Genomic DNA, 22,420 nt, shown 5'->3' on the forward strand with positions numbered 1-22,420 from the left:
TGGGCTGCAGGGCAGCCCCCGGGTTACCCCATCAGAACAGATCGATCGGCGCCGACTCGTCCGCCGGCAGCGGGCTGCCTGGCGCACTGCCACCCAGCTCGTTGACCGACGGCGGGGTGTCTTCGGCCTTGAACAGCTCGAAGTACGCATCAGGCGTGCTCGGCGTGGCCGCACGGCCGCTCACCGGGTCCACCCGCAGGCTGAGGATGCCTTCAGGCTGCGGCAGCGTGTGCATCGGCTTGTCCTTGAGCGCGGCGCCCATGAAGCTCATCCAGATCGGCAGCGCCACGGTACCGCCATACTCGCGACGGCCCAGGGTCTCGGGCTGGTCGAAGCCGCTCCATACGGTGGTCACGTAGTCGGCGTTGTAGCCGGAGAACCACGCATCCTTGGACTCGTTGGTGGTACCGGTCTTGCCCGCCAGGTCGGTGCGCCCCAGCGCCAGGGCACGTCGCCCGGTGCCACGCTTGATCACGTCCTGCAGCATGCTGGTGAGGATGTAGCTGGTACGTCCGTCGATGATCTGCTCGGCCACCGCCGGCACCTGCGGCGCCACCGCACTCACGTCGGCGCCCAGTGCCGCATCGGTGACGATCGGCGTTTCGGCGGCGCCAATCCCGGCCTCGTCCTGATGCCCCCGAGGCACGCTGGGCGGGTTGGCGGTGAACAGCGTCTCGCCATTGCGGCTTTCGATGCGGTCGATCAGGTACGGGGTGATCTTGTAGCCGCCGTTGGCAAACGCGCTCCAGCCGGTGGCGATCTCCATCGGCGTGAGGGTCGCGGTGCCCAGCGCCAGCGACAGGTTGCGCGGCAGGTCCTGCTTGTTGAAGCCGAAACGGGCGATGTAGTCGATGGTCTTGTCCACGCCCATGGCCTGCAGCAGGCGGATCGATACCAGGTTGCGCGACTTGTACAGCGCCTCGCGCATGCGGATCGGGCCAAGGAAGGTGTTGGTGTCGTTCTTGGGTCGCCACACCTTGTCCAGGTACTCGTCGACGAACACGATAGGGGCGTCGTTGACCAGGCTGGCGGCGGTGTAGCCGTTGTCCAGCGCCGCGCTGTAGACGAACGGCTTGAAGCTCGAGCCCGGCTGGCGCTTGGCCTGCATGGCGCGGTTGTAGTTGCTCTGCTCGAACGAGAAGCCGCCCACCAGAGCGCGGATGGCGCCGTTGTTCGGGTCCAGGGTCACCAGTGCGCTCTGGGCGCCCGGCACCTGGCTGAACTTCAGTTCGCCTTCGCTGGTGCGTTGCACGCGGATCACGTCGCCGACCTGGGCCACATCGCCAGGCTGCTGCGGGGCGTGGCCCTGGCTGTTGGTGTTGAGGAATGGGCGGGCCCATTTCATGGTGTCCCAGGCCACGGTCTCGGTCTGGCCCGACTTGGTCAGCACCTGCAGGCCGGTCTTGTCGACCTGGGTGACGATGGCCGGTTCCAGCCCGCCCAGTGGGCGCAGCTTGGTCAGTTCCTGCAGCCAGGCGGCCTGGGTCTTGCCCGGCAGGCGCGACTCGGGGCCGCGGTAGCCGTGGCGGTGGTCGTAGGCACTGAGGCCATCGAGCACGGCGCTGTTGGCCATTTCCTGCAGGTCGCTCGGCACCGTGGTGGTCACGCGGAAACCTTCGGTGTAGGCGTCGCTGCCGTAGCGGCCGACCATCTCGGCGCGGGCCATCTCGGCGATGTACGGGGCATTCACCTCGGGCGTCGGCACGTGGTAGCTGGCGTTGATCGGTTCGGCCAGGGCGGCCTGATAGCTGGCTTCGTCGATCTTGCCCAGCTTGTACATGCGCCCCAGGATCCAGTCGCGGCGCTCCTTGGCGCGCGTCGGGTTGGCCAGCGGGTTGAAGCGCGACGGTGCCTTGGGCAGGCCGGCGATCATCGCCATCTGCGCCAGGCTCACGTCACGGATCGACTTGCCGTAGTACACCTGCGCTGCGGCTTCGATGCCGTAGGCACGGTTGCCCAGGTAGATCTTGTTCACGTACAGCTCGAGGATCTCGTCCTTGGTCAGCTCGCGCTCGATCTGCAGGGCCAGCAGGATCTCGTTGGTCTTGCGCGAGAAGCTGCGTTCGCTGCTGAGGAAGAAGTTCTTCGCCACCTGCATGGTGATGGTGCTGCCGCCGGTCTGGATGTGCCCGGACTTGAGCAATTGTGTTGCAGCGCGCATCAGGCTGCTGGGGTCGACCCCATAGTGATTGGCGAAGTTGTCGTCTTCGGCGGACAGCAAAGCCTGGATGAAATGCGGGGGAATGTCGGCGAAACGGATGGGAGAACGCCGCATCTCGCCGAACTCGGCAATCAGCTTTCCATCGCTGCTGTATACCCGCAAAGGGATCTGCAACTGGATGCTTCTCAGGGCCTCTACCGAGGGCAGGCTGGGGCTAAGATACAGAAACGCGCCGCTCAGACCGAGCACGACGGCACAGATGACTGCGACGAAAGACCACCAGAAGAACTTCAGCAGGCGTATCAAGGCTTTGGGGTGTCCAGTTTGAAATATGGATTGAGCGCAGGGCTGATCGACGAGAAAAAACGCTGGGCATTATAAGCAATTTTCACTGTGCCGCGTGGGTTGCGCGGTGCACGGGCTGACCGGTGCCCTGTCTGGGGGCCGGTCGATGCAGGCGGATGCCAGGGAAAGCCAATGTTTGGACGTTTCGGCAAGGATGCCGGTTCACTGCTGGGTATCGATATTTCATGTTGCGCGGTGCGATTGCTGCAGCTGCGGCAGGTGGCAGGGGCCTTCGAGGTGCGTGCGCAGGCCGTGCAGACGCTGGCGGCGGGCGTGCTGCAGGACGGCCGGGTGGCCGACCCGGCACAGCTGGCGCAGGTGCTGGGCGATGCCCTGGCCCGCAGCGGTGCCACCTTGCGCGAGGCGGCGCTGGCGATTCCGGCCACGGCCGTGCTGAGCAAGACCGTGCAGGTGCCGGCGGGGCTGGCAGAGGATGCCCTGTTTGCCCGCCTGTGCCATGAGGCCGAACCTTTCATACCCTTTGCCCTGGACGAGGCGGCCTTCGATTTCGAGTGCCGCGGCTCGGTCGCGCACGACCCGTGCTACGAGGCGGTGGGGGTGTATGCCTGTCATCAGGGCTGGCTCGATGGGCTGGAGGCGGCACTGGAGCTGGCAGGCCTGCGTGCGCGGGTGGTCGAGACCGACAGCCTGGCGTTGTTGCGCGCGGTCGGGGCGGACGATGACGCGGTCGCCGTGGTGCGGGTCGAGCCAGGGCACTGGGCGCTGCATGCACAGCACCAGGCATGGCGTGCCGACGCGGGTGCAGCGGCCGATGTGCCGCAGGCGTTGGCTGCCTGCATCGAACGCTGGTTGCAGGCCCTGGAGGGCCCTGCACCGGCGCGGCTGGTGGTGACCGGGGCGGCTGCCGATTCGGCCCAGGCGCTGGAAGTGCAGCGTCGGCTGGGTATCGAAACCACGGTGTTCGATGCCGCCGAACCCGCGCTGGCGCTGGCCTATGGGCTGGCGTTGAGGCGTGCCCCGTGAGGCGCGATATCAACCTGCTGCCGTGGCGGGCCTGGCAACGCCAGCGCAGTGTGCGGCAGTTGCAGGGGTTGATGCTGGTGGCTCTGCTGCTGGGGGTCGCCATCGTGGTGCTGCTGGACCGGCATGGCGTCTATCGCCTGGCGCAGCAGGGGCAGGCCAATGCGGCCCTGCGCGATGCCATCGCCCGGCTTGAGGGCCCGCTGGCAGAACTGGCCGACCTGACCGCCCGGGGCGATGCGCTGCAGGAACGCATCCAGGGGCTGGATGCCGTGCTGCGCGCCGCGTCCCCAGGTGGTCAGGTGCTTGCACCGCTGGCCACGCGGGTGCCACAAGGGTTGCAACTGACTGCACTGGCGCTCGAGGGCAGCGCGCTGCGCCTGGAGGGGGTGGCACAGGGGCGGGCGTCGGTCACTCAACTGCTGCGCAATCTGGATCAGGCCCCTGGCCTGAGCGAGGTGCAGTTGCAGGAGATCAAGGCCACCGCCGCCGGCGAGGTGTTCCACCTCCGTGCGCAGGTGCAGCCATGAGCCCGGCTCTCGACTGGTACCTGATGGCAGCGTGGCCTCGGCGGTACAAGGCGCTGTTGCTGTCGGCTTGCCTGCTGCTGGCGCTCGGTAGCGGTTATGGGCTGCACCTGCGCGGGGCGAACGCTTCGCTTGAGCGGGCGCTGGCGCGTGGGGCCGAGTTGCAGCAGGCCTGGCAAGCGCAGGCAGACCAGGTCGCCCGGCTGGACGAGCAGCAGGCCCGCTTGCTCGGCCTGGAGCAACGCCTGCGGGAGGCCCAGGCCCGGCTGCTGCCAGCGGGCGGCATGCCCGGCCTGCTGCAGGCTGTCGCCCGGGCCGGGCGGGGCCTGGTGTTCGAGCAGGTGAAAGTGTTGCCGGCGCAGCCGCAGGCCCTGCATGCCGAAATGCCGGTGCACCTGCAGGTGGTGGGCGACTTCGCCGCGCTGGCCGGTTTTGTCGACGCCCTGGCCACACTGCCTGAGCGCGTGACCCTGCATGACCTTCACCTGGCGCCGCTGGCGGGGCGTGGGCAGCTGCGTCTGCAGATGCACCTCAAGGCCTATGCGTCCGGCCTGCCGGTCGACCCCGTGGCGCAGCCGGCGCCGGTGCTGGCGGAGGCGCGCGATCCCTTTGCCGCGCCGGCGCGCGCAGCGCTCGAATTTGCGCTGGAACACGTGCCGCTGGAACAGATGGAACTGGTCGGGCACCTGGCCGACCGTCGCGGCGGGGTCGCGTTGATCCGTGTTGCGGGGGCGCTGTACCCGTTGCGCGAAGGTGACCGGCTGGGGCCGGACAAGGGGCGGGTGGTGCGCATCGATGCGCAGCAGGTCGAGCTCGAGGAGCAGGTATGGGTCGAGGGCGCCGGCTGGGTGGAGCGCTCGCAGGTGATCGAAGCCAATGGGGTGGCTCGACACGTCGTCAACTGACCAGGGAGGTCGTGGATGAACAGGATGTTCAGCCTGTGTGCGGTACTGATGGTGGCGCTGCCGGTAGCAGGTGCAGGCCTTGGGGCCGAGGGGGCAGGGTATGGCGGCGAGCCGCTGTCGTTGAGTTTCCAGGATGTCGAGGTGCGTTCGGTGCTCAAGGTGCTGGCCGACTTCACCGGGGTCAACCTGGTGGCCAGTGATGCAGTACAGGGCAAGGTGACCCTGCGTCTGCACGAGGTGCCCTGGGAACAGGCACTGGACCTGGTGCTGCGCAGCAAGGGCCTGGGTCGGCGTCAGGAGGGCAACGTGCTGCTGGTGGCGCCTTTGGCCGAACTGGCCGGGCACGATACCCAGGCCCGTGCGGCGCAGGCCCCGCCCACGCTGGTGCGCGAACTGCTCACGGTCAGCCATGCGCGGGCCGGGGACATCGTGCAGCTGTTCCAGGCCATGGTCGAGGACGACGACCCCGGCGCGATCACGGTCGACGAGCGCACCAACACCATCATTGCCAGCCAGCCGTCGGCACGCCTGGCCGACCTGCGGCGGCTGCTCGCGCAGCTCGATGTACCGGTTCGCCAGGTGATGATCGAGGCGCGCATCGTCGAGGCCAATGTCGATTACGAAAAAAGCCTGGGGGTGCGTTGGGGCGGGGCGGTGCAACTGGGCGGCGGCCTGCGCGCAGGCGGGTTGGCCGCCGACGGGCTGCCGTTCGTCGACCTGGGGGTGGAACGGGCCACCTCGGGTATCGGCCTGGGGTTGGTGCGCGACAGTGTGCTGCTCGACCTGGAGCTCAGCGCGATGGAAAAGACCGGCAATGGCGAAATCATCTCCCAGCCCAAGGTGGTCACCGCCGACAAGGAAACCGCGCGCATCCTCAAGGGTACCGAGGTGCCGTATCAGGAGTCGGGCGCCAACGGCACTACGTCCACCACCTTTCGCGAGGCCTCGCTGTCGCTGGAGGTGACCCCGCAGATCACGGCCGACAACCGGGTGATCATGACGGTCAAGGTCACCAAGGACGAGCCGGACTACCTCAATGCCCTCAACAGCGTGCCGCCGATCCGCAAGAACGAGGTGAATGCCAAGGTTCAGGTGGGGGACGGCGAGACCATCGTGATCGGCGGGGTGTATGCCACCGTGCAAAGTAATGTTGTCGACAAGGTGCCATTTTTCGGCGATGTGCCGTATGTTGGGCGGCTGTTTCGTCGCGCTGTCATCCAAGAGAAAAAATCCGAGCTGCTGGTCTTCCTGACTCCGCGTATCATGAGTGACCGGGCGATTGCTGTGAGTCGTTGATTCTGTGCGAAATTTGATACTTGTAGGGCCGATGGGTGCCGGTAAGAGCACCATCGGTCGCTTGCTGGCCAAAGAGCTGCGCCTGCCGTTCAAGGATTCCGACAAGGAAATTGAGCTGCGCACGGGCGCCAACATCCCGTGGATCTTCGACAAGGAAGGCGAGCCCGGCTTTCGTGATCGCGAGCAGGCGATGATCGCCGAGCTGTGCGAGGCCGACGGTGTGGTGCTGGCCACCGGCGGCGGCGCGGTGATGCGCGATGCCAACCGTGCGGCGCTGCATGCCGGGGGGCGCGTGATCTACCTGCACGCCTCGGTGGAGCAGCAGGTGGGGCGTACGGCCCGTGACCGCAACCGGCCGCTGCTGCGCACGGCCAACCCGGAGGCCACTCTGCGTGCCTTGCTCGAGTTGCGCGACCCGCTTTATCGGGAAATCGCCGACCTGGTGGTGGAAACCGACGAGCGGCCGCCGCGCATGGTGGTTCTGGATATTCTGGAGCGCTTGCAGAAGTTGCCGCCCCGTTAAGGCTTGACTATCCTCGGCGGCCAGTCATGCCCTGGCAGGGCACTTCGTTATTGCGCGGGTCGGGTCTTCGATGCCGCGCCTTTGTTCTTTGTGGGGACACATGCAGACACTTAAGGTCGAACTGGGCGAACGCAGCTACCCGATCTACATCGGCGAAGGCCTGCTGGATCAGCCTGAACTGCTGGCGCCGCACATTGCCGGCAAGCAGGTCGCCATCGTATCCAACGAGACTGTCGCGCCCCTTTACCTGCAACGCCTCACCCACAGCCTGGGGGCCTATTCGGTACTGCCGGTGGTGCTGCCCGATGGCGAGGCCTTCAAGAACTGGGAAACCCTGCAACTGATCTTCGACGCCCTGCTGACGGCGCGCCACGACCGTCGCACCACCGTGATCGCCCTGGGCGGCGGGGTGATCGGCGACATGGCCGGCTTTGCCGCCGCCTGCTACCAGCGCGGCGTGGACTTCATCCAGGTGCCCACCACGCTGCTGTCCCAGGTGGACTCGTCGGTGGGCGGCAAGACCGGCATCAACCACCCGCTGGGCAAGAACATGGTCGGTGCCTTCTATCAGCCCAACGCGGTGCTGATCGATACCGCCAGCCTCAAGAGCCTGCCGCCGCGCGAGCTGTCGGCGGGCCTGGCCGAGGTGATCAAGTACGGCCTGATCTGCGACGAGCCGTTTCTGGGCTGGCTCGAAGACAATGTCGATGCGCTGCGTGCGCTCGACCAGGCTGCACTGACCCGCGCCATCCAGCGCTCCTGCGAGGCCAAGGCGGCCGTGGTGGGGGCTGACGAGCGCGAGTCGGGCGTGCGTGCCACGCTCAATCTCGGTCACACCTTTGGCCACGCCATCGAAACCCACATGGGCTATGGTGTGTGGCTGCACGGTGAAGCCGTGGCGGCTGGCACGGTAATGGCCCTGGAAATGTCCATGCGCCTGGGCTGGATCAGCCAGGCGCAGCGCGACCGCGGCATTCGCCTGTTCCAGCGCGCCGGCCTGCCGGTGGTGCCTCCGGCCGAAATGACCCCAGCCCACTTCATGGAACACATGGCGGTCGATAAAAAGGTGCTCGACGGTCGTCTGCGCCTGGTCCTGCTGCGCCATATGGGCGAAGCCATGGTGACCGACGACTATCCGCAAGAGATTCTTCAGGCCACGCTGGCGGCGGATTACCGCGCAATCGTGGCCCAGCTTTGAGGTTGACGAGAGTTCGATGACTAGTTTGCATGCCGACGAGGCCTTTCTCGGCCATTACCAGTTGAACCATGACCCCTTCGCTGCGCGGGTGCCTGGCTTCAAGTTCTTCCCTGCCCAGCGCAAGCCGGTGCTGGGCCAGTTGCATCACCTGGCCCGCTACAGCCAGTTGCTGCTGGTGGTCACAGGCCCTCTGGGCAGCGGCAAGACCCTGCTGCGCCAGGCCCTGGTGGCCAGCACCAACAAGCAGTCGGTGCTCAGCGTGGTGGTTTCGGCGCGTGGCGCCGGCGATGCAGCCGGCCTGCTGGCCCAGGTGGCGCAGTCGCTGAACGTGGCCAAGGCGCAAGTCACCGAGATCCTCGCCCAGATCGTGCAGCTGGCGCTGACCGGTCAGGAAGTCTACTTGCTGGTGGACGATGCGGAACAACTTGGCGAGTCGGCACTCCAAGCCTTGCTGGAACTGGCGGCGGGCACACCGGAAGGTCGCCCGCACGTGTTCCTGTTCGGCGAGCCGTCACTGATCGCAGCCCTGGATGAACTCAATGCCGAGCAGGAGCGTTTCCACGTCATCGAGTTGCAGCCCTACACCGAGGACGAAACCCGGGAATACCTGGAGCAGCGTCTGGAAGGTGCCGGGCGTGGCATCGAGGTGTTCACCAGCGAGCAGATCGCCGAGATTCACGAAAACTCGGACGGCTGGCCTGGAGCAATCAACCAGGTGGCCCGCGATACCATGATCGAAGCCATGCTCGCCACCCGCTCGCCGGTGAAGCGACCATCAATGGGGTTCAATATGCCGAAGAAACACGTGCTGGCGTTGTCTGCCGTGGTAGTGGTTGCCGTGGCGGCAGCCGTGCTGATGCCCAAGAAGGGCGACCAGGCGCCGGCCACTGCGCCTGCCGAGCAGGCGCAACTGCCCCTGGGCCAGGGCAAGCCGGGCAATGCCCAGTCGAACAACGGTGGCCCGGCCATCGAGTTCGCCGGTTCTTCGCAGCCGATGCCGCTGCCACTGGTGGGCCAGTCCCAGCCGGTGATGCGCGGCCCGCTGGCCGAGGCGGCCGGCATGGGTGATGGCGAGGAATCCGGCCCGGCTGGCGACACTGCACTGCAGCCGCCTACCGTTACCACCACTGCACCGCCCGCCGGTGTCACTGCAGGCCCGGCGCCTACGATGGCCCAGCCGGTTGTACCGGCGCAGCAGCCTGCCGCGCCAGTGGCCAGCAAGCCGGTTGCACCTGCCGCCAAGCCCGCCCCTGCGCCCGTGCAGGTGGCCACGGCCAAGCCGGCACCCAAACCTGCAGAAAAACCCGCTGCCAAGCCCGCTGCGGGCGGTAGCTGGTACAGCGGCCAGGCGCCAGGCAACTACGTGGTGCAGATCCTGGGCACCAGTTCCGAGGCATCGGCCCAGGCGTTCGTCAAGGCCGAGGGTGGCGACTATCGCTACTTCAAGAAAACCCTGCAGGGCAAACCCCTGTACGTGATCACCTACGGCAACTTCTCCAGCCGCGATGCAGCCGTCGCTGCAATCAAAACCTTGCCAGCCAAGGTCCAGGCTGGTAAACCTTGGCCTCGTACCGTTGCCAGCGTCCAACAAGAACTGGCTGCGACCCGCTGATACATGGTCGGGTGGCACTACCCCCGCCACCTGCTGAGCGACTCCTGAACCCCGGTCTAGCCTGCTGCGTAACACGCGGCAGGCTTTTCTGTCCCAGACTGCCGGCCACAAGCCCCTGTTGCAGTCCAGGCTGAAACGCTTCAGACTCAAGCAATTCCGTTACCACGGATTCTTGTATAAAAACATTCAAAAATGCGACATGGATTTTCACTGACGCGTCAGTAAATTTGTGGGCTTCACTGTCGCTGTGCAACAATGGCATCCGTATTGCCCCCGCAAAGCTGACGTTCGTTCGGCGTGGATGGTAAGTGGTTGTATTAAAAAGAGATTTGCCTTGGTGAGAGGCGAACCTGGTGAGAAAGTGTCTATGAAAACAGGTCTGTACCATCCCGAAGAATTCAAGGATAACTGTGGTTTCGGCCTGATCGCCCATATGACGGGCGAACCCAGCCACCACCTTTTGCAAACGGCTATCCAGGCCCTGACCTGCATGACCCACCGTGGTGGGATCAACGCCGACGGCAAGACCGGCGACGGCTGCGGGCTGCTGATGCAGAAGCCCGATCGGTTCCTGCGGGCCGTGGCCCTGGAACAGTTCGGCAGCGAGCTGCCCCGCCAGTACGCGGTCGGCATGGTGTTCTTCAACCAGGACACCGCCAAGGCCGAAGCCGCGCGCGACAACATGAACCGCGAGATCCTCGCTGCCGGCCTGAGCCTGGTGGGCTGGCGCAAGGTGCCGATCGACACCAGCGTGCTCGGTCGCCTGGCGCTGGAGCGCCTGCCGCAGATCGAGCAGGTGTTCGTCGGTGGCGAAGGCCTGAGCGATCAGGAATTCGCGATCAAGCTGTTCAGTGCCCGGCGTCGCTCGTCGGTGGCCAACGCCGCCGATGCCGAACACTACATCTGCAGCTTTTCGCACAAGACCATCATCTACAAAGGCCTGATGATGCCGGCGGACCTCACCGCCTTCTATCCGGACCTGAGCGACGAGCGCCTGCAGACCGCGATCTGCGTGTTCCACCAGCGCTTCTCCACCAATACCCTGCCCAAATGGCCGCTGGCCCAGCCATTCCGCTTCCTCGCCCACAACGGCGAGATCAACACCATCACCGGCAACCGCAACTGGGCCCAGGCGCGGCGTACCAAGTTCGCCAACGACCTGATCCCGGATCTGGAAGAGCTCGGCCCGCTGGTCAACCGCGTGGGCTCCGACTCCTCGTCGATGGACAACATGCTCGAGCTGATGGTCACCGGTGGCATCGACCTGTTCCGTGGCGTGCGCATGCTGGTACCGCCGGCCTGGCAGAACGTCGAGACCATGGACCCCGACCTGCGCGCGTTCTATGAATACAACTCCATGCACATGGAAGCCTGGGACGGCCCGGCGGGCATCGTGCTCACCGAAGGCCGCCATGCCGTGTGCCTGCTCGACCGCAACGGCCTGCGCCCGGCGCGCTGGGTCACCACCAAGAACGGCTATATCACCCTGGCGTCGGAAATCGGCGTGTGGGACTACAAGCCCGAAGACGTCATCGCCAAGGGCCGCGTGGGCCCGGGGCAGATCTTCGCGCTCGACACCGAGACCGGCCAGATCCTCGACACCGATGCGATCGACAACCGCCTCAAGTCGCGCCACCCGTACAAGCGCTGGTTGCGCCAGAATGCCCTGCGCATCCAGGCCGACCTGAGCGACGACCAGGGCGTGGCCAGCTACGACGGCGACCAGCTCAAGCAGTACATGAAGATGTTCCAGGTCACCTTCGAGGAGCGTGACCAGGTGCTGCGCCCGTTGGGTGAGCAGGGCCAGGAAGCCGTGGGCTCGATGGGCGACGACACGCCGATGGCGATCCTGTCGCAACGCGTTCGTTCCACCTACGACTACTTCCGCCAGCAGTTCGCGCAGGTCACCAACCCGCCGATCGACCCGCTGCGCGAAGCCATCGTGATGTCGCTGGAGATCTGCCTGGGTGCCGAGCGCAACATCTTCCAGGAGTCCCCCGAACACGCCTCGCGGGTGATTCTCAGCTCGCCGGTGATTTCGCCGGCCAAGTGGCGCTCGCTGATGAACCTCGACCGCCCGGGCTTCGAACGCCAGGTGATCGACCTCAACTACGAGGAAAGCATCGGCCTGGAAGCGGCCGTGCGCAACATCACCGAACAGGCCGAAGAAGCCGTGCGCAGCGGCAAGACCCAGCTGGTACTGAGCGACCGTCATATCGCACCCGGCAAGCTGCCGGTGCATGCGTCGCTGGCCGTGGGCGCCGTGCACCATCGCCTGACCGAACTGGGCCTGCGCTGCGACAGCAACATCCTGGTCGAGACCGCAACCGCCCGCGATCCACACCACTACGCGGTGCTGATCGGGTTCGGCGCCTCGGCGGTGTACCCGTATCTTGCCTACGAGGTGCTGGCCGACCTGATCCGCACCGGCGAAGTGCTCGGCGACCTGGACGAAGTGTTCAAGTACTACCGCAAGGGCATCTCCAAGGGCCTGCTCAAGATCCTCTCCAAGATGGGCATCTCGACCATCGGTTCCTACCGGGGCGCGCAGCTGTTCGAAGCCGTGGGCCTGTCCGAGGAAGTGGTCAACCTGAGCTTCCGTGGCGTGGCCAGCCGCCTCAAGGGCGCGCGCTTCGTCGACATCGAGAACGAGCAGAAGCTGCTGGCCGCCGAAGCCTGGAGCCCGCGCAAGCCGATCCAGCAGGGCGGTCTGCTCAAGTTCGTGCACGGTGGTGAATACCACGCCTACAACCCGGACGTGGTCAATACCCTGCAAGCCGCCGTGCAGCAGGGCGACTACGCCAAGTTCAAGGAATACACCGCACTGGTCGACAAGCGTCCGGTGTCGATGATCCGCGACCTGCTCAAGGTGAAAACCCTGGAGCAGCCGCTGGACCTGAGCGAAGTCGAGCCGCTGGAGGCCATCCTCAAGCGCTTCGACTCGGCGGGTATTTCCCTGGGCGCGCTGTCGCCTGAGGCCCACGAAGCCCTGGCCGAGGCGATGAACCGCCTGGGCGCGCGCTCCAACTCCGGCGAGGGCGGCGAAGACCCGGCCCGCTACGGCACCATCCGCAGTTCCAAGATCAAGCAGGTGGCCACCGGCCGCTTCGGCGTCACTCCCGAATACCTGGTCAACGCCGAAGTGCTGCAGATCAAGGTGGCCCAGGGCGCCAAGCCGGGCGAGGGCGGCCAGCTGCCGGGCGGCAAGGTCAACGGCCTGATCGCCAGGCTGCGCTATGCGGTGCCGGGCGTGACCCTGATCTCGCCACCGCCGCACCATGACATCTACTCGATCGAAGACCTCTCGCAGCTGATCTTCGACCTGAAGCAGGTCAACCCGCAGGCGCTGGTCTCGGTCAAGCTGGTGGCCGAAGCCGGGGTAGGCACCATCGCCGCCGGCGTGGCCAAGGCCTATGCCGACCTGATCACCATCTCCGGCTACGACGGTGGTACCGGCGCCTCGCCGCTGACCTCCATCAAGTATGCCGGTGCGCCGTGGGAACTGGGCCTGGCCGAAACCCACCAGACCCTGCGCGGCAACGACCTGCGCGGCAAGGTGCGGGTACAGACCGATGGCGGCCTGAAAACCGGCCTGGACGTGGTCAAGGCCGCGATCCTCGGCGCCGAGAGCTTCGGCTTCGGCACCGCACCGATGATCGCCCTGGGCTGCAAGTACCTGCGCATCTGCCACCTGAACAACTGCGCCACCGGCGTGGCCACGCAGAACGAAAAACTGCGCAAGGACCACTACATCGGCACCGTCGACATGGTGGTCAACTTCTTCACCTACGTGGCCGAGGAAACCCGTGAATGGCTGGCCAGGCTGGGCGTGCGCAGCCTGGGCGAGCTGATCGGGCGTACCGACCTGCTGGAAATGCTCCCCGGTGAAACCGAGAAGCAGAAGCACCTGGACCTCAGCCCGTTGCTGGGCAGCCCGCACGTTCCGGCCGACAAGCCGCAGTTCTGCGAAGTGGACCGCAACCCGCCGTTCGACAAGGGCGTGCTGGCCGAGAAGATGGTGCAGATGGCCCTGCCGGCGATACGTGACCTGGCCGGCGGCGAATTCGAGCTGGATATCTGCAACTGCGACCGCTCCATCGGCGCGCGGATCTCCGGTGAAATCGCCCGCCTGCACGGCAACCAGGGCATGGCCAAGGCGCCGCTGACCTTCCGCTTCAAGGGCACTGCCGGGCAGAGCTTCGGGGTGTGGAACGCCGGTGGCCTGAACATGTACCTCGAAGGTGATGCCAACGACTATGTCGGCAAGGGCATGACCGGCGGCAAACTGGTGATCGTGCCGCCAGCGGGCAGCCCGTTCGAAACCCAGCACAGCGCCATCGTCGGCAACACCTGTCTGTACGGCGCCACGGGCGGCAAGCTGTTCGCCGCCGGTACCGCGGGTGAGCGCTTCGCGGTGCGCAACTCCGGTGCCCACGCCATCGTCGAGGGCACGGGCGATCACTGCTGTGAATACATGACCGGGGGCTTTGTCTGCGTATTGGGCAAGACCGGTTACAACTTCGGTTCCGGGATGACCGGTGGTTTTGCCTACGTGCTCGACCAGGACAACAGCTTCGTCGACAAGGTCAACCACGAACTGGTGGAGATCCAGCGTATCAGCGGCGAGGCGATGGAGGCATATCGTAGCCACCTGCAGCGCGTGCTGGGTGAATACGTCGAAGAAACCAACAGCGAATGGGGTCGTGAGCTCTGGGAAAACCTGGATGACTACGTGCGTCGCTTCTGGCTGGTCAAGCCGAAGGCGGCCAACCTGAAGAACCTGCTGTCCAGCACCCGTGCCAACCCGCAGTGATATGCGCCTGAAGAGTTTGATGAGGTTTTGAACATGGCTGAACGTCTGAGTAATGACTTCCAGTTCATCGAGGTCGGGCGCAAGGATCCGAAGAAGAAACTGTTGCGTCAACGCAAGAAAGAGTTCGTGGAAATCTACGAGCCCTTCAAACCCCAGCAGTCGGCCGAACAGGCCCACCGCTGCCTGGGCTGTGGCAACCCGTACTGCGAATGGAAGTGCCCGGTGCACAACTTCATTCCCAACTGGCTCAAGCTGGTGTCGGAGGGCAACATCCTCGCCGCCGCGGAACTGTCGCACCAGACCAACACCCTGCCCGAAGTGTGCGGCCGGGTGTGCCCGCAGGACCGCCTGTGCGAGGGTGCCTGTACCCTCAACGACGGCTTCGGCGCGGTGACCATCGGCTCGGTGGAGAAGTACATCACCGACACCGCCTTCGCCATGGGCTGGCGCCCGGACATGTCCAAGGTGGTGCCCACCGGCAAGCGCGTCGCGGTGATCGGTGCCGGCCCGGCGGGCCTGGGTTGTGCCGACGTGCTGGTGCGCGGCGGGGTAACCCCGGTGGTGTTCGACAAGAACCCCGAGATCGGCGGCCTGCTGACCTTCGGCATCCCCGAGTTCAAGCTGGAAAAGACCGTGCTCAGCAACCGCCGCGAAGTCTTCACCGGCATGGGCATCGAGTTCCGCCTGAACACCGAGGTGGGCAAGGACGTCACCATGGACCAGTTGCTCGAGGAATTCGATGCGGTGTTCATGGGCATGGGCACCTACACCTACATGAAGGGTGGCTTCCCTGGCGAAGACCTGCCGGGTGTGCACGACGCGCTGGATTTTCTGATCGCCAACGTCAACCGCAACCTGGGCTTTGAAAAGTCCCCGCAAGACTTCGTCGACATGAAGGACAAGAAGGTCGTGGTGCTGGGCGGTGGCGACACCGCGATGGACTGCAACCGCACCTCCATCCGCCAGGGCGCCAAGGCCGTGACCTGTGCCTACCGGCGTGACGAAGCGAACATGCCCGGCTCGCGCAAGGAGGTGAAGAACGCCAAGGAGGAGGGCGTGAAGTTCCTCTACAACCGCCAGCCGATCGCGATCGTGGGGGAAGACAAGGTCGAGGGCGTGAAGGTGGTCGAGACCCGTCTCGGCGAGCCGGATGCCCGTGGCCGTCGCAGCCCCGAGCCGATTCCGGGTTCCGAAGAGATCATCCCGGCGGACGCTGTGGTCATCGCCTTCGGTTTCCGCCCCAGCCCTGCGCCGTGGTTCGAGCAGTTCAGCATCCAGACCGACAGCCAGGGCCGTGTGGTGGCGCCGGAGCAGAACCGCTTCAAGCACCAGACCAGCAACCCCAAGGTGTTTGCCGGTGGCGACATGGTGCGCGGTTCGGACCTGGTGGTGACGGCTATCTTCGAGGGGCGCAATGCCGCCGAGGGGATCCTGGACTACCTGGAGGTCTGATCGGGCCTCTTCGCCAGCAAGGCTGGCTCCTGCCAAACCTGTAGGAGCCGGCCTTGCCGGCGAAGCTTTTAACTAAATCTATTGACCTACCACAGGTCGATAGACAAAAGGCACGGTTCATACCGTGCCTTTTACGTTGGTGTCTGAGAAAATGCCCCCACTTTTTTTCCGGATGCCGACATGACTGCCTTGAAGAACGATCGTTTTCTGCGCGCCCTGCTCAAGCAACCCGTAGACGTCACCCCGGTGTGGATGATGCGCCAGGCCGGCCGCTACCTGCCGGAGTACCGCGCCAGCCGCGCCAAGGCCGGTGACTTCATGAGCCTGTGCATGAACCCGCAGTTCGCCTGCGAGGTCACGATGCAGCCGCTGGACCGCTACCCGCTGGACGCCGCGATCCTGTTCTCGGACATCCTGACCATCCCTGATGCCATGGGCCAGGGCCTGTATTTCGAAACCGGCGAAGGCCCGCGCTTCAAGAAAGTCATCAGCACCCTGGCCGACATCGAGGCGCTGCCGATCCCCGACCCGCAAAAGGACCTGGGCTACGTGATGGATGCGGTCAGCACCATCCGCCGCGAGCTCAACGGCCGTGTGCCGCTGATCGGCTTCTCCGGCAGCCCGTGGACCCTGGCCACCTACATGGTCGAAGGCGGCTCGTCCAAGGACTTTCGCAAGACCAAGGCCATGCTCTACGACAACCCGCAGGCCATGCACCTGCTGCTCGACAAGCTCGCGCAGTCGGTGGTCAGCTACCTCAACGGGCAGATCCTGGCCGGCGCACAGGCCGTGCAGATCTTCGACACCTGGGGTGGCAACCTGTCGGCGGCGGCGTACCAGGAGTTCTCCCTGGCCTACATGCGCAAGATCGTCAGCGGCCTGATCCGCGAGCACGAAGGGCGCAAGGTGCCGGTGATCCTGTTCACCAAGAACGGCGGCCTGTGGCTGGAAAGCATTGCTGATGCCGGCGCCGACGCCCTGGGCCTGGACTGGACCTGCGACATCGGTGAGGCGCGCCAGCGCGTGGGCAGCAAGGTGGCCCTGCAGGGCAACATGGACCCGACCGTGCTCTACGCCAAGCCCGAGGCCATCCGCGCCGAAGTCGGGCGTATCCTGGCCAGCTATGGCCACGGGACCGGCCACGTGTTCAACCTGGGCCATGGCATCACCCCGGAAGTCGATCCGGAACATGCCGGTGCCTTCATCCACGCCGTGCACGAACTGTCTGCGCAGTACCACCAGTAACGGGCAACTGCCTGGCGGGTGCCGCGTATCGCGGCCCCGCCACTGACTTTTCACGCTCCCCCGCCGATCCGTCCTACTGCCCGTCCAAGCCCCCTCCCTTACCATTCCGACCTCGATGCACAGCCGTGCCATTCAAGGAAGGAACCCGTGCCCAAGGATACCCGCGCAGTACAGCATCCCCTGCTGGCGGCAACCTGCCAACGGCTTGCCGAGCACGGTGACAACCAGCAACTGACGCGTCAGGGCATCCGCCTGGCGTTGCTGTATCCGGCGATACTGATGTGCGCCGTGCTGGCCATCTTCGCGTTCCTGCTGGGTGTCGTGATCCCTGATGTCGTGCAGATATTCGCCCATCACCAGCAAGCGTTGCCGGCCACGATCCGCGTTTCGATGGCGCTGAACGAGAGCGGGCAGCGCTTTGCGCTGCCGTTTGCCGGTGTGCTGTTCGCCGCCGGCGTGTTCGCACGGCTCGCGTTGCATGCACTGCGGCGTCGCCTGAGGTGGCACGGTTTGCTGCCGGGCGTAAGGGTTGAACGAGCCCTGGGCTTGTTTGAGCCATTGATGCTGGCGATGACGGGCGGTGTGATGCTGTTCATCGGGCTGGCCATCCTTATGCCGATTCTGAGCCTCACCGCGTTGCTGGCCTGATCGGGTTTCCCACCATCGCGCATTAAGCTTCAGTTCAGGCGTGGGGATTAACCTGAGCGCATCCCCACTTGAAACGGAATGCCCACCATGAAAACTCGTTACCTGGCTCTGCTGCTTGCCCCGCTGTTCACCACTGGCGCGATGGCCGCCGGCTACACCGGCCCTGGCGCCCAGCCGGTCACCACGGTCGCGGCAGCCAACGACGCCGCCGACGATACCCCGGTGGTACTGCAGGGCTTTGTGGTCAAGAAGCTCAACAACGACGACAAGTACGAATTCAAGGATGCCAGCGGCACCATCACCGTCGAGATCGACAACGAAGACTTGCCGGCGGTGGCCTTCAACGACAAGACCAAGGTCAAGCTGACCGGTGAGGTCGAGAAGAACCTGATGTCCCGCGAGATCGATGTCGACCTGGTCGAAATCATCAACTGAACAGCTTCGCCGGCAAGGCCGGCTCCTGGTAGGAGCCGGCCTTGCCGGCGAGGGGTATCAGCCCTTCACATTCCCCGGCAGCGCCGGCAGCTTGCTCAGGTGCAACGCCACCAGCAGTGCGATCACCAGAAGGCTGCCGATGAACAGCCCGATGCCGTTCCACCCACCGTAATGCCAGAACACCCCGCCTGCCGTGCCCGCCACGCTCGACCCCGCGTAATAGCTGAACAGATACAGCGAAGAGGCCTGCCCCTTGGCCGTGAGCGCACGCCGGCCGATCCAGCTGCTGGCCACCGAATGCGCGCCAAAGAAGCCGAAGGTGAACACCAGCATGCCGACGATCACCAGCACCAGGGGCGAGAACAGCGTCAGCAGCAACCCACCGAACATCAGCAGGATGCTCATCCAGAACACCTTGCGCCGCCCCAGCTTGTCCGACAGTGCGCCGATCTGCGCCGAGCTGTAGATGCCTGCCAGGTACACCACCGACAGCAGCCCCACCAGCGCCTGACTCATGTGGTACGGCTCGGCGAGCAGCCGGTAGCCGATGTAGTTGAACAGCGTGACGAAGGCGCCCATCAGCAGGAACGCTTCCAGAAACAGCCACGGCAGCCCGGCGTCGCGAAAGTGCTGGGTGAAGCCGTTCAGCAGGCTGCGCGGGTTCATCGAGCGTGCACTGAAGTTGCGCGACTCGGGCAGGATCCTCCAGAACACTGCCGCCGCGACCAGTGCCAGGCCGCCGATCACCAGCATCGCGGTGTGCCAGCTGACGAAGTCGATCAGTACCCCGGTGATCAGGCGCCCGCTCATGCCGCCGATGGCGTTGCCGCCGATGTACAGCCCCATGGCCAGGCCGATGTGCTGCGGATGAATCTCTTCGCTCAGGTAGGTCATGGCCACCGCCGCCAGCCCGCTCAGCGACAGGCCCACCAGGGCACGCATGGCCAGCACGCCGTGCCAGCTGGGCATCAATGCGCTGGCGATGGTGCACAGCGCGGCGCAGAACAGGGCGAACACCATCACCGGCTTGCGCCCGACGCGGTCGGAAATCGGCCCGGTTACCAGCAGCCCGAACGCCAGCAGGCCGGTCGACACCGACAGCACCAGGCTGCTCTGGGCGGCATTGATGGAGAACTCGTGGGACAGCAGCGGCATCATCGGCTGCACGCAGTACAGCAGGGCGAAGGTGGCAAAGCCGCCACAGAACAACGCCAGCACCGTGCGCATGAACGCAGGGGTGCCTTTCTCGATCCAGCTTTCGTTCAGGGAGGCGGCGGTGCTCGCCGGGGTAGGGGGCAGCTCATGGGCAACAGCAGTTTTCACGGGGACCTCGAAAGGGGCACGGCCTCGCAGGCAGTGAAAAAAGCATATAGCTGGCTATTGATCTTTTCCAATATATTGTTCGACCTGTTTAAGAGGTTTTACGACCTATTGGAGTTGCCATGGAACTGCGCCACCTTCGCTACTTCATCGCCGTGGCCGAAGAGCTGCATTTTGGCCGTGCCGCACAACAACTGGGCATCTCTCAACCGCCGCTGAGCCAGCAGATCCAGGCCCTGGAGCAGGAGCTGGGTGCACGCCTGTTCGAGCGTACCAACCGACGGGTGGCGCTCAGCGAAGCCGGCCGGCTGTTTCTCGACGAGGCGCGCCAGGTGCTGGCGCAGGTCGACAAGGCCGCCGACGTGGCGCGGCGTGCCCAGCTCGGCGAGCTGGGTGAGATGAAGATCGGCTTCACCTCCTCGGCGCCGTTCAACTCCAGCATCCCCAAGGCCATCAATGCGTTTCGCCAGCGCTTCCCGGCGGTGCACCTGAACCTCAAGGAAATGAGCAGCCGCGACGTGGTGGATGCCTTGCTCGACGAGTCCATCGAGGTCGGCCTGATGCGCCCGATGAGCGTGCCCGATGGCGTGGTGATCACCGAACTGTTCCGCGAGCCGCTGGTGGCGGTGCTCAATGCCGCGCACCCGCTGGCCCAGGGCAACGAGCAGGGCCTGCCGCTGGCGGCCCTGGCCCAGGAGCCGTTCGTGTTCTTCCCGCGCAGCTACGGCAGCGGCCTGCACGCGCAGTTGCTCAGCCTGGCGCGCTCGGCCGGCTTCAGCCCGCACTTTGCCCAGGAGGCAGGCGAGGCCATGACCATCATCGGCCTGGTATCGGCGGGGCTTGGGGTGTCGGTGCTGCCGGCGTCGTTCAAGCGCATGCGCATCGACGGGGTGGTGTACCGCACCTTGCTCGACGCCGACGCGGTGACAGCGGTATGGCTGGCGCAGCGACGCGAGGACGTGTCGGCGATGGCCCGGGCGTTCACCGAACTGTTGATCCGCCAGGCCCAGACGCAGGGCTGAAAGGCACTGGCTAAACCGGCGCAACCCTCACATACTCGGTAGTTCCTTTCACATGGAGGTCTGTTCATGCGGCGCGTGGTGTTCAATCAGAAAGGTGGCGTGGGCAAGTCGAGCATTGCCTGCAACCTGGCGGCCGTCAGTGCCAACGAAGGCTATCGAACCCTGTTGATCGACCTGGACGCCCAGGCCAACTCGACCCAGTACCTCACCGGCCTGACCGGCGAGGACATTCCCATGGGCATTGCCGACTTCTTCAAGCAGACCCTGTCCTCGGGGCCGTTCGCCAAGAAGAACAAGGTCGACATCTATGAAACCCCGTTCGACAACCTGCATGTGGTGACCGCCACGGCAGAGCTGGCCGACCTGCAGCCCAAGCTCGAGGCCAAGCACAAGATCAACAAACTGCGAAAGCTGCTGGACGAGCTCTCCGACGATTACGACCGCATCTACCTGGACACCCCGCCTGCGCTGAACTTCTATGCGGTTTCAGCGTTGATCGCCGCTGATCGCGTATTGATCCCCTTCGACTGCGACAGCTTCTCGCGTCAGGCGCTGTACGGCCTGCTGGCCGAGATCGAAGAGCTCAAGGAAGACCACAACGAGGGCCTGGAAGTCGAGGGCATCGTGGTCAACCAGTTCCAGGCGCGCGCCAGCCTGCCGCAGCAGATGCTCGACGAACTGATTGCCGAAGGCTTGCCGGTGCTGCCGGTGTACCTCAACAGCTCGGTGAAGATGCGTGAGTCCCACCAGGCCAGCCTGCCGCTGATTCACCTGGAACCGCGGCACAAGCTGACCCAGCAGTTCGTCGAACTGCATACGCTGCTGGAAAACGCCTAGACCCCCTGGCTGCGCAGCCATTCCAGCAGTTGCTGGAGTGGGAAGGCGCCGCTCTGGCGCGCCACTTCGCGGCCATTCTTGAACAGGATCAGGCTGGGAATGGAGCGTATGCCCAGTTGCCCGGCCAGTTGCTGATTGGCTTCGCTGTCGAGCTTGGCCAGGCGGCAGCGTCCGGCCAGTTGGCCGGCGGCCTGTTCGAAGACCGGGCCGAACGCCTTGCAGGGCCCGCACCAGTCGGCCCACACATCGATCAGCAATGGCAGGTCGCCCTTGATCTGGCTGGCGTAGTCGCCCTGTTTCAATTCGAATGGTTTATGCAATAGCACCTCACCCTTGCAGCGCCCGCACTTGGGTGCGTCCCTCAGGCGTGCGGCGGGGATGCGGTTGAGGCCGTTGCAGTGGGGGCAGGGGATGTGGAGGGGGTCGGTCATGGTGGGAGTCCGGATGCGTCAGGTGATGTTGGGTATCTGGAGGTGATGAGGGTGGATTGCAAGATGCCATAGCCTGCCAGATAAGCCAGCGATGCTGGCGAAGAGGCTGTAATGGTTTAGCATGCGGCCTTTCTGAACAGGCCAGGGACAGACCGATGGATTGCCAGCATTCACCGCACATTCGCGTATTCGTCGACAGAAAGAAGAACGGCGAGCCGGTGTTCGAAAGCGTGCCGGTGCGCGAAGTGGGCGAACATACCTATGAACTGCTGTCGTCGCCGGGGCTGGCGCTGAACATGGCGCGCGGCGACATCATCTGCACGGCCATCCCCGATCAGCATGTCGAGGTAGTGCGCAGGGGTGGCAATTTTTGCATTCATATCTACGCCAACGAGCTGCCCCAGAATGCCGTCGACACGCTGGAAAGCGAGGTGCAGACGTTGCTGGGCGGCACGCTGGACGGTCGCTACAAAGGCAACCTGACGCTGGCAGTGCCGGCGAGCAATGGGTTCGAGGCGATTCGCCCGGTATTCGACCGGTTTCGGGAGGCGACGGGGGTGCAGTGGTATTACGCCAACATCTACCAGAACCTCGATGACGACGAGGATGAGACGTTGCTGAACTGGTGGGTCTGATGTCTTTTCGCCAGCAAGGCTGGCTCCTACGGAC

Annotated in this window: 18 protein-coding genes; 15 read left to right on the forward strand and 3 right to left on the reverse strand. The window is 64.9% G+C overall.

What is annotated here, in order from left to right; genetic code table 11:
- Positions 1-31 precede the first annotated feature (31 nt).
- The gene (locus V9K84_RS23505) at positions 32-2,464 is read right to left on the reverse strand and encodes a penicillin-binding protein 1A (RefSeq protein ID WP_178075066.1); all 2,433 of its coding nucleotides are present in this window, start codon (positions 2,462-2,464) and stop codon (positions 32-34) included.
- A 174-nt stretch (positions 2,465-2,638) separates the two neighbouring features.
- Between V9K84_RS23505 and pilM the strand changes: the two genes are divergently transcribed.
- The 12 genes from pilM to V9K84_RS23565 all read left to right on the forward strand — a co-directional run bounded on the left by pilM (position 2,639) and on the right by V9K84_RS23565 (position 18,141).
- The gene (pilM, locus tag V9K84_RS23510; protein ID WP_088514652.1) at positions 2,639-3,490 is read left to right on the forward strand and encodes a pilus assembly protein PilM; all 852 of its coding nucleotides are present in this window, start codon (positions 2,639-2,641) and stop codon (positions 3,488-3,490) included.
- The gene (locus V9K84_RS23515; protein ID WP_168186835.1) at positions 3,487-4,017 is read left to right on the forward strand and encodes a PilN domain-containing protein; all 531 of its coding nucleotides are present in this window, start codon (positions 3,487-3,489) and stop codon (positions 4,015-4,017) included. Before pilM ends, V9K84_RS23515 begins: the two co-directional genes overlap by 4 nt.
- Complete coding sequence (locus tag V9K84_RS23520; protein ID WP_088514653.1) at positions 4,014-4,919, forward strand: pilus assembly protein PilP; 906 nt, start codon at positions 4,014-4,016, stop codon at positions 4,917-4,919. The genes V9K84_RS23515 and V9K84_RS23520 overlap by 4 nt, the downstream gene beginning before the upstream one ends.
- Before the next feature lie 48 nt (positions 4,920-4,967).
- On the forward strand, positions 4,968-6,215 hold the full coding sequence (pilQ, locus tag V9K84_RS23525) for a type IV pilus secretin PilQ (RefSeq protein ID WP_235593729.1): 1,248 nt from the start codon (positions 4,968-4,970) through the stop codon (positions 6,213-6,215).
- Positions 6,216-6,219: 4 nt separating this feature from the next.
- Positions 6,220-6,738 carry a shikimate kinase AroK gene (aroK, locus tag V9K84_RS23530; RefSeq protein WP_043859939.1) on the forward strand — a complete coding sequence of 173 codons (519 nt, stop codon included), beginning with the start codon at positions 6,220-6,222 and terminating at the stop codon, positions 6,736-6,738.
- A 100-nt stretch (positions 6,739-6,838) separates the two neighbouring features.
- The gene (gene aroB, locus V9K84_RS23535) at positions 6,839-7,936 is read left to right on the forward strand and encodes a 3-dehydroquinate synthase (protein ID WP_088514654.1); all 1,098 of its coding nucleotides are present in this window, start codon (positions 6,839-6,841) and stop codon (positions 7,934-7,936) included.
- Positions 7,937-7,952: 16 nt separating this feature from the next.
- Positions 7,953-9,548, forward strand: a complete 1,596-nt coding sequence (locus V9K84_RS23540; RefSeq protein ID WP_043859937.1) for an AAA family ATPase — start codon at positions 7,953-7,955, stop codon at positions 9,546-9,548.
- 367 nt (positions 9,549-9,915) lie between these two features.
- The gene (gene gltB / locus V9K84_RS23545; protein WP_088514655.1) at positions 9,916-14,361 is read left to right on the forward strand and encodes a glutamate synthase large subunit; all 4,446 of its coding nucleotides are present in this window, start codon (positions 9,916-9,918) and stop codon (positions 14,359-14,361) included.
- Positions 14,362-14,394: 33 nt separating this feature from the next.
- Positions 14,395-15,813: an FAD-dependent oxidoreductase gene (locus V9K84_RS23550; protein ID WP_043859935.1), complete on the forward strand. Its 1,419-nt coding sequence runs from the start codon at positions 14,395-14,397 to the stop codon at positions 15,811-15,813.
- Between the two features lie 180 nt (positions 15,814-15,993).
- The gene (gene hemE / locus V9K84_RS23555; RefSeq protein WP_043859934.1) at positions 15,994-17,058 is read left to right on the forward strand and encodes a uroporphyrinogen decarboxylase; all 1,065 of its coding nucleotides are present in this window, start codon (positions 15,994-15,996) and stop codon (positions 17,056-17,058) included.
- A 147-nt stretch (positions 17,059-17,205) separates the two neighbouring features.
- Entirely contained in the window at positions 17,206-17,706 is a 501-nt protein-coding gene (locus tag V9K84_RS23560; RefSeq protein WP_088514656.1) for a type II secretion system F family protein, read from the forward strand.
- 87 nt (positions 17,707-17,793) lie between these two features.
- A complete protein-coding gene (locus V9K84_RS23565) occupies positions 17,794-18,141 on the forward strand; it encodes a NirD/YgiW/YdeI family stress tolerance protein (RefSeq protein WP_043859932.1) in 348 nt (115 codons plus the stop codon).
- A gap of 57 nt (positions 18,142-18,198) precedes the next feature.
- On the opposite strand, the gene V9K84_RS23570 is transcribed toward V9K84_RS23565, so the two are convergent.
- Complete coding sequence (locus tag V9K84_RS23570; RefSeq protein WP_168186837.1) at positions 18,199-19,368, reverse strand: MFS transporter; 1,170 nt, start codon at positions 19,366-19,368, stop codon at positions 18,199-18,201.
- Positions 19,369-19,583: 215 nt separating this feature from the next.
- Here V9K84_RS23570 and V9K84_RS23575 point away from each other — a divergent pair, with 215 nt between their 5' ends.
- Entirely contained in the window at positions 19,584-20,483 is a 900-nt protein-coding gene (locus V9K84_RS23575) for a LysR family transcriptional regulator (RefSeq protein WP_054915554.1), read from the forward strand.
- Between the two features lie 66 nt (positions 20,484-20,549).
- Positions 20,550-21,320: a ParA family protein gene (locus V9K84_RS23580; protein WP_043859929.1), complete on the forward strand. Its 771-nt coding sequence runs from the start codon at positions 20,550-20,552 to the stop codon at positions 21,318-21,320.
- Here the strand turns inward: V9K84_RS23580 and trxC are convergent.
- Positions 21,317-21,751 carry a thioredoxin TrxC gene (trxC, locus tag V9K84_RS23585; protein ID WP_054915555.1) on the reverse strand — a complete coding sequence of 145 codons (435 nt, stop codon included), beginning with the start codon at positions 21,749-21,751 and terminating at the stop codon, positions 21,317-21,319. The genes V9K84_RS23580 and trxC overlap by 4 nt on opposite strands.
- Before the next feature lie 155 nt (positions 21,752-21,906).
- Here trxC and V9K84_RS23590 point away from each other — a divergent pair, with 155 nt between their 5' ends.
- Positions 21,907-22,386, forward strand: a complete 480-nt coding sequence (locus tag V9K84_RS23590; RefSeq protein WP_088514658.1) for a DUF4265 domain-containing protein — start codon at positions 21,907-21,909, stop codon at positions 22,384-22,386.
- Positions 22,387-22,420 lie beyond the last annotated feature (34 nt).

The organism is Pseudomonas sp. AE27, assembly GCF_037113495.1.
Lineage (GTDB): Bacteria > Pseudomonadota > Gammaproteobacteria > Pseudomonadales > Pseudomonadaceae > Aquipseudomonas > Aquipseudomonas palmensis.

Bases quoted from the DNA above. Each gene is read 5' to 3' on its own strand.
- V9K84_RS23540 (WP_043859937.1), top strand. From the start codon at position 7,953: ATGACTAGTTTGCATGCCGACGAGGCCTTTCTCGGCCATTACCAGTTG.
- trxC (WP_054915555.1), bottom strand. From the start codon at position 21,751: ATGACCGACCCCCTCCACATCCCCTGCCCCCACTGCAACGGCCTCAAC.
- V9K84_RS23590 (WP_088514658.1), top strand. From the start codon at position 21,907: ATGGATTGCCAGCATTCACCGCACATTCGCGTATTCGTCGACAGAAAG.
- pilM (WP_088514652.1), top strand. From the start codon at position 2,639: ATGTTTGGACGTTTCGGCAAGGATGCCGGTTCACTGCTGGGTATCGAT.
- V9K84_RS23550 (WP_043859935.1), top strand. From the start codon at position 14,395: ATGGCTGAACGTCTGAGTAATGACTTCCAGTTCATCGAGGTCGGGCGC.
- V9K84_RS23570 (WP_168186837.1), bottom strand. From the start codon at position 19,368: ATGCGCACGGTGCTGGCGTTGTTCTGTGGCGGCTTTGCCACCTTCGCC.
- V9K84_RS23580 (WP_043859929.1), top strand. From the start codon at position 20,550: ATGCGGCGCGTGGTGTTCAATCAGAAAGGTGGCGTGGGCAAGTCGAGC.
- V9K84_RS23575 (WP_054915554.1), top strand. From the start codon at position 19,584: ATGGAACTGCGCCACCTTCGCTACTTCATCGCCGTGGCCGAAGAGCTG.
- V9K84_RS23565 (WP_043859932.1), top strand. From the start codon at position 17,794: ATGAAAACTCGTTACCTGGCTCTGCTGCTTGCCCCGCTGTTCACCACT.
- pilQ (WP_235593729.1), top strand. From the start codon at position 4,968: ATGGTGGCGCTGCCGGTAGCAGGTGCAGGCCTTGGGGCCGAGGGGGCA.
- hemE (WP_043859934.1), top strand. From the start codon at position 15,994: ATGACTGCCTTGAAGAACGATCGTTTTCTGCGCGCCCTGCTCAAGCAA.
- aroB (WP_088514654.1), top strand. From the start codon at position 6,839: ATGCAGACACTTAAGGTCGAACTGGGCGAACGCAGCTACCCGATCTAC.
- V9K84_RS23520 (WP_088514653.1), top strand. From the start codon at position 4,014: ATGAGCCCGGCTCTCGACTGGTACCTGATGGCAGCGTGGCCTCGGCGG.
- gltB (WP_088514655.1), top strand. From the start codon at position 9,916: ATGAAAACAGGTCTGTACCATCCCGAAGAATTCAAGGATAACTGTGGT.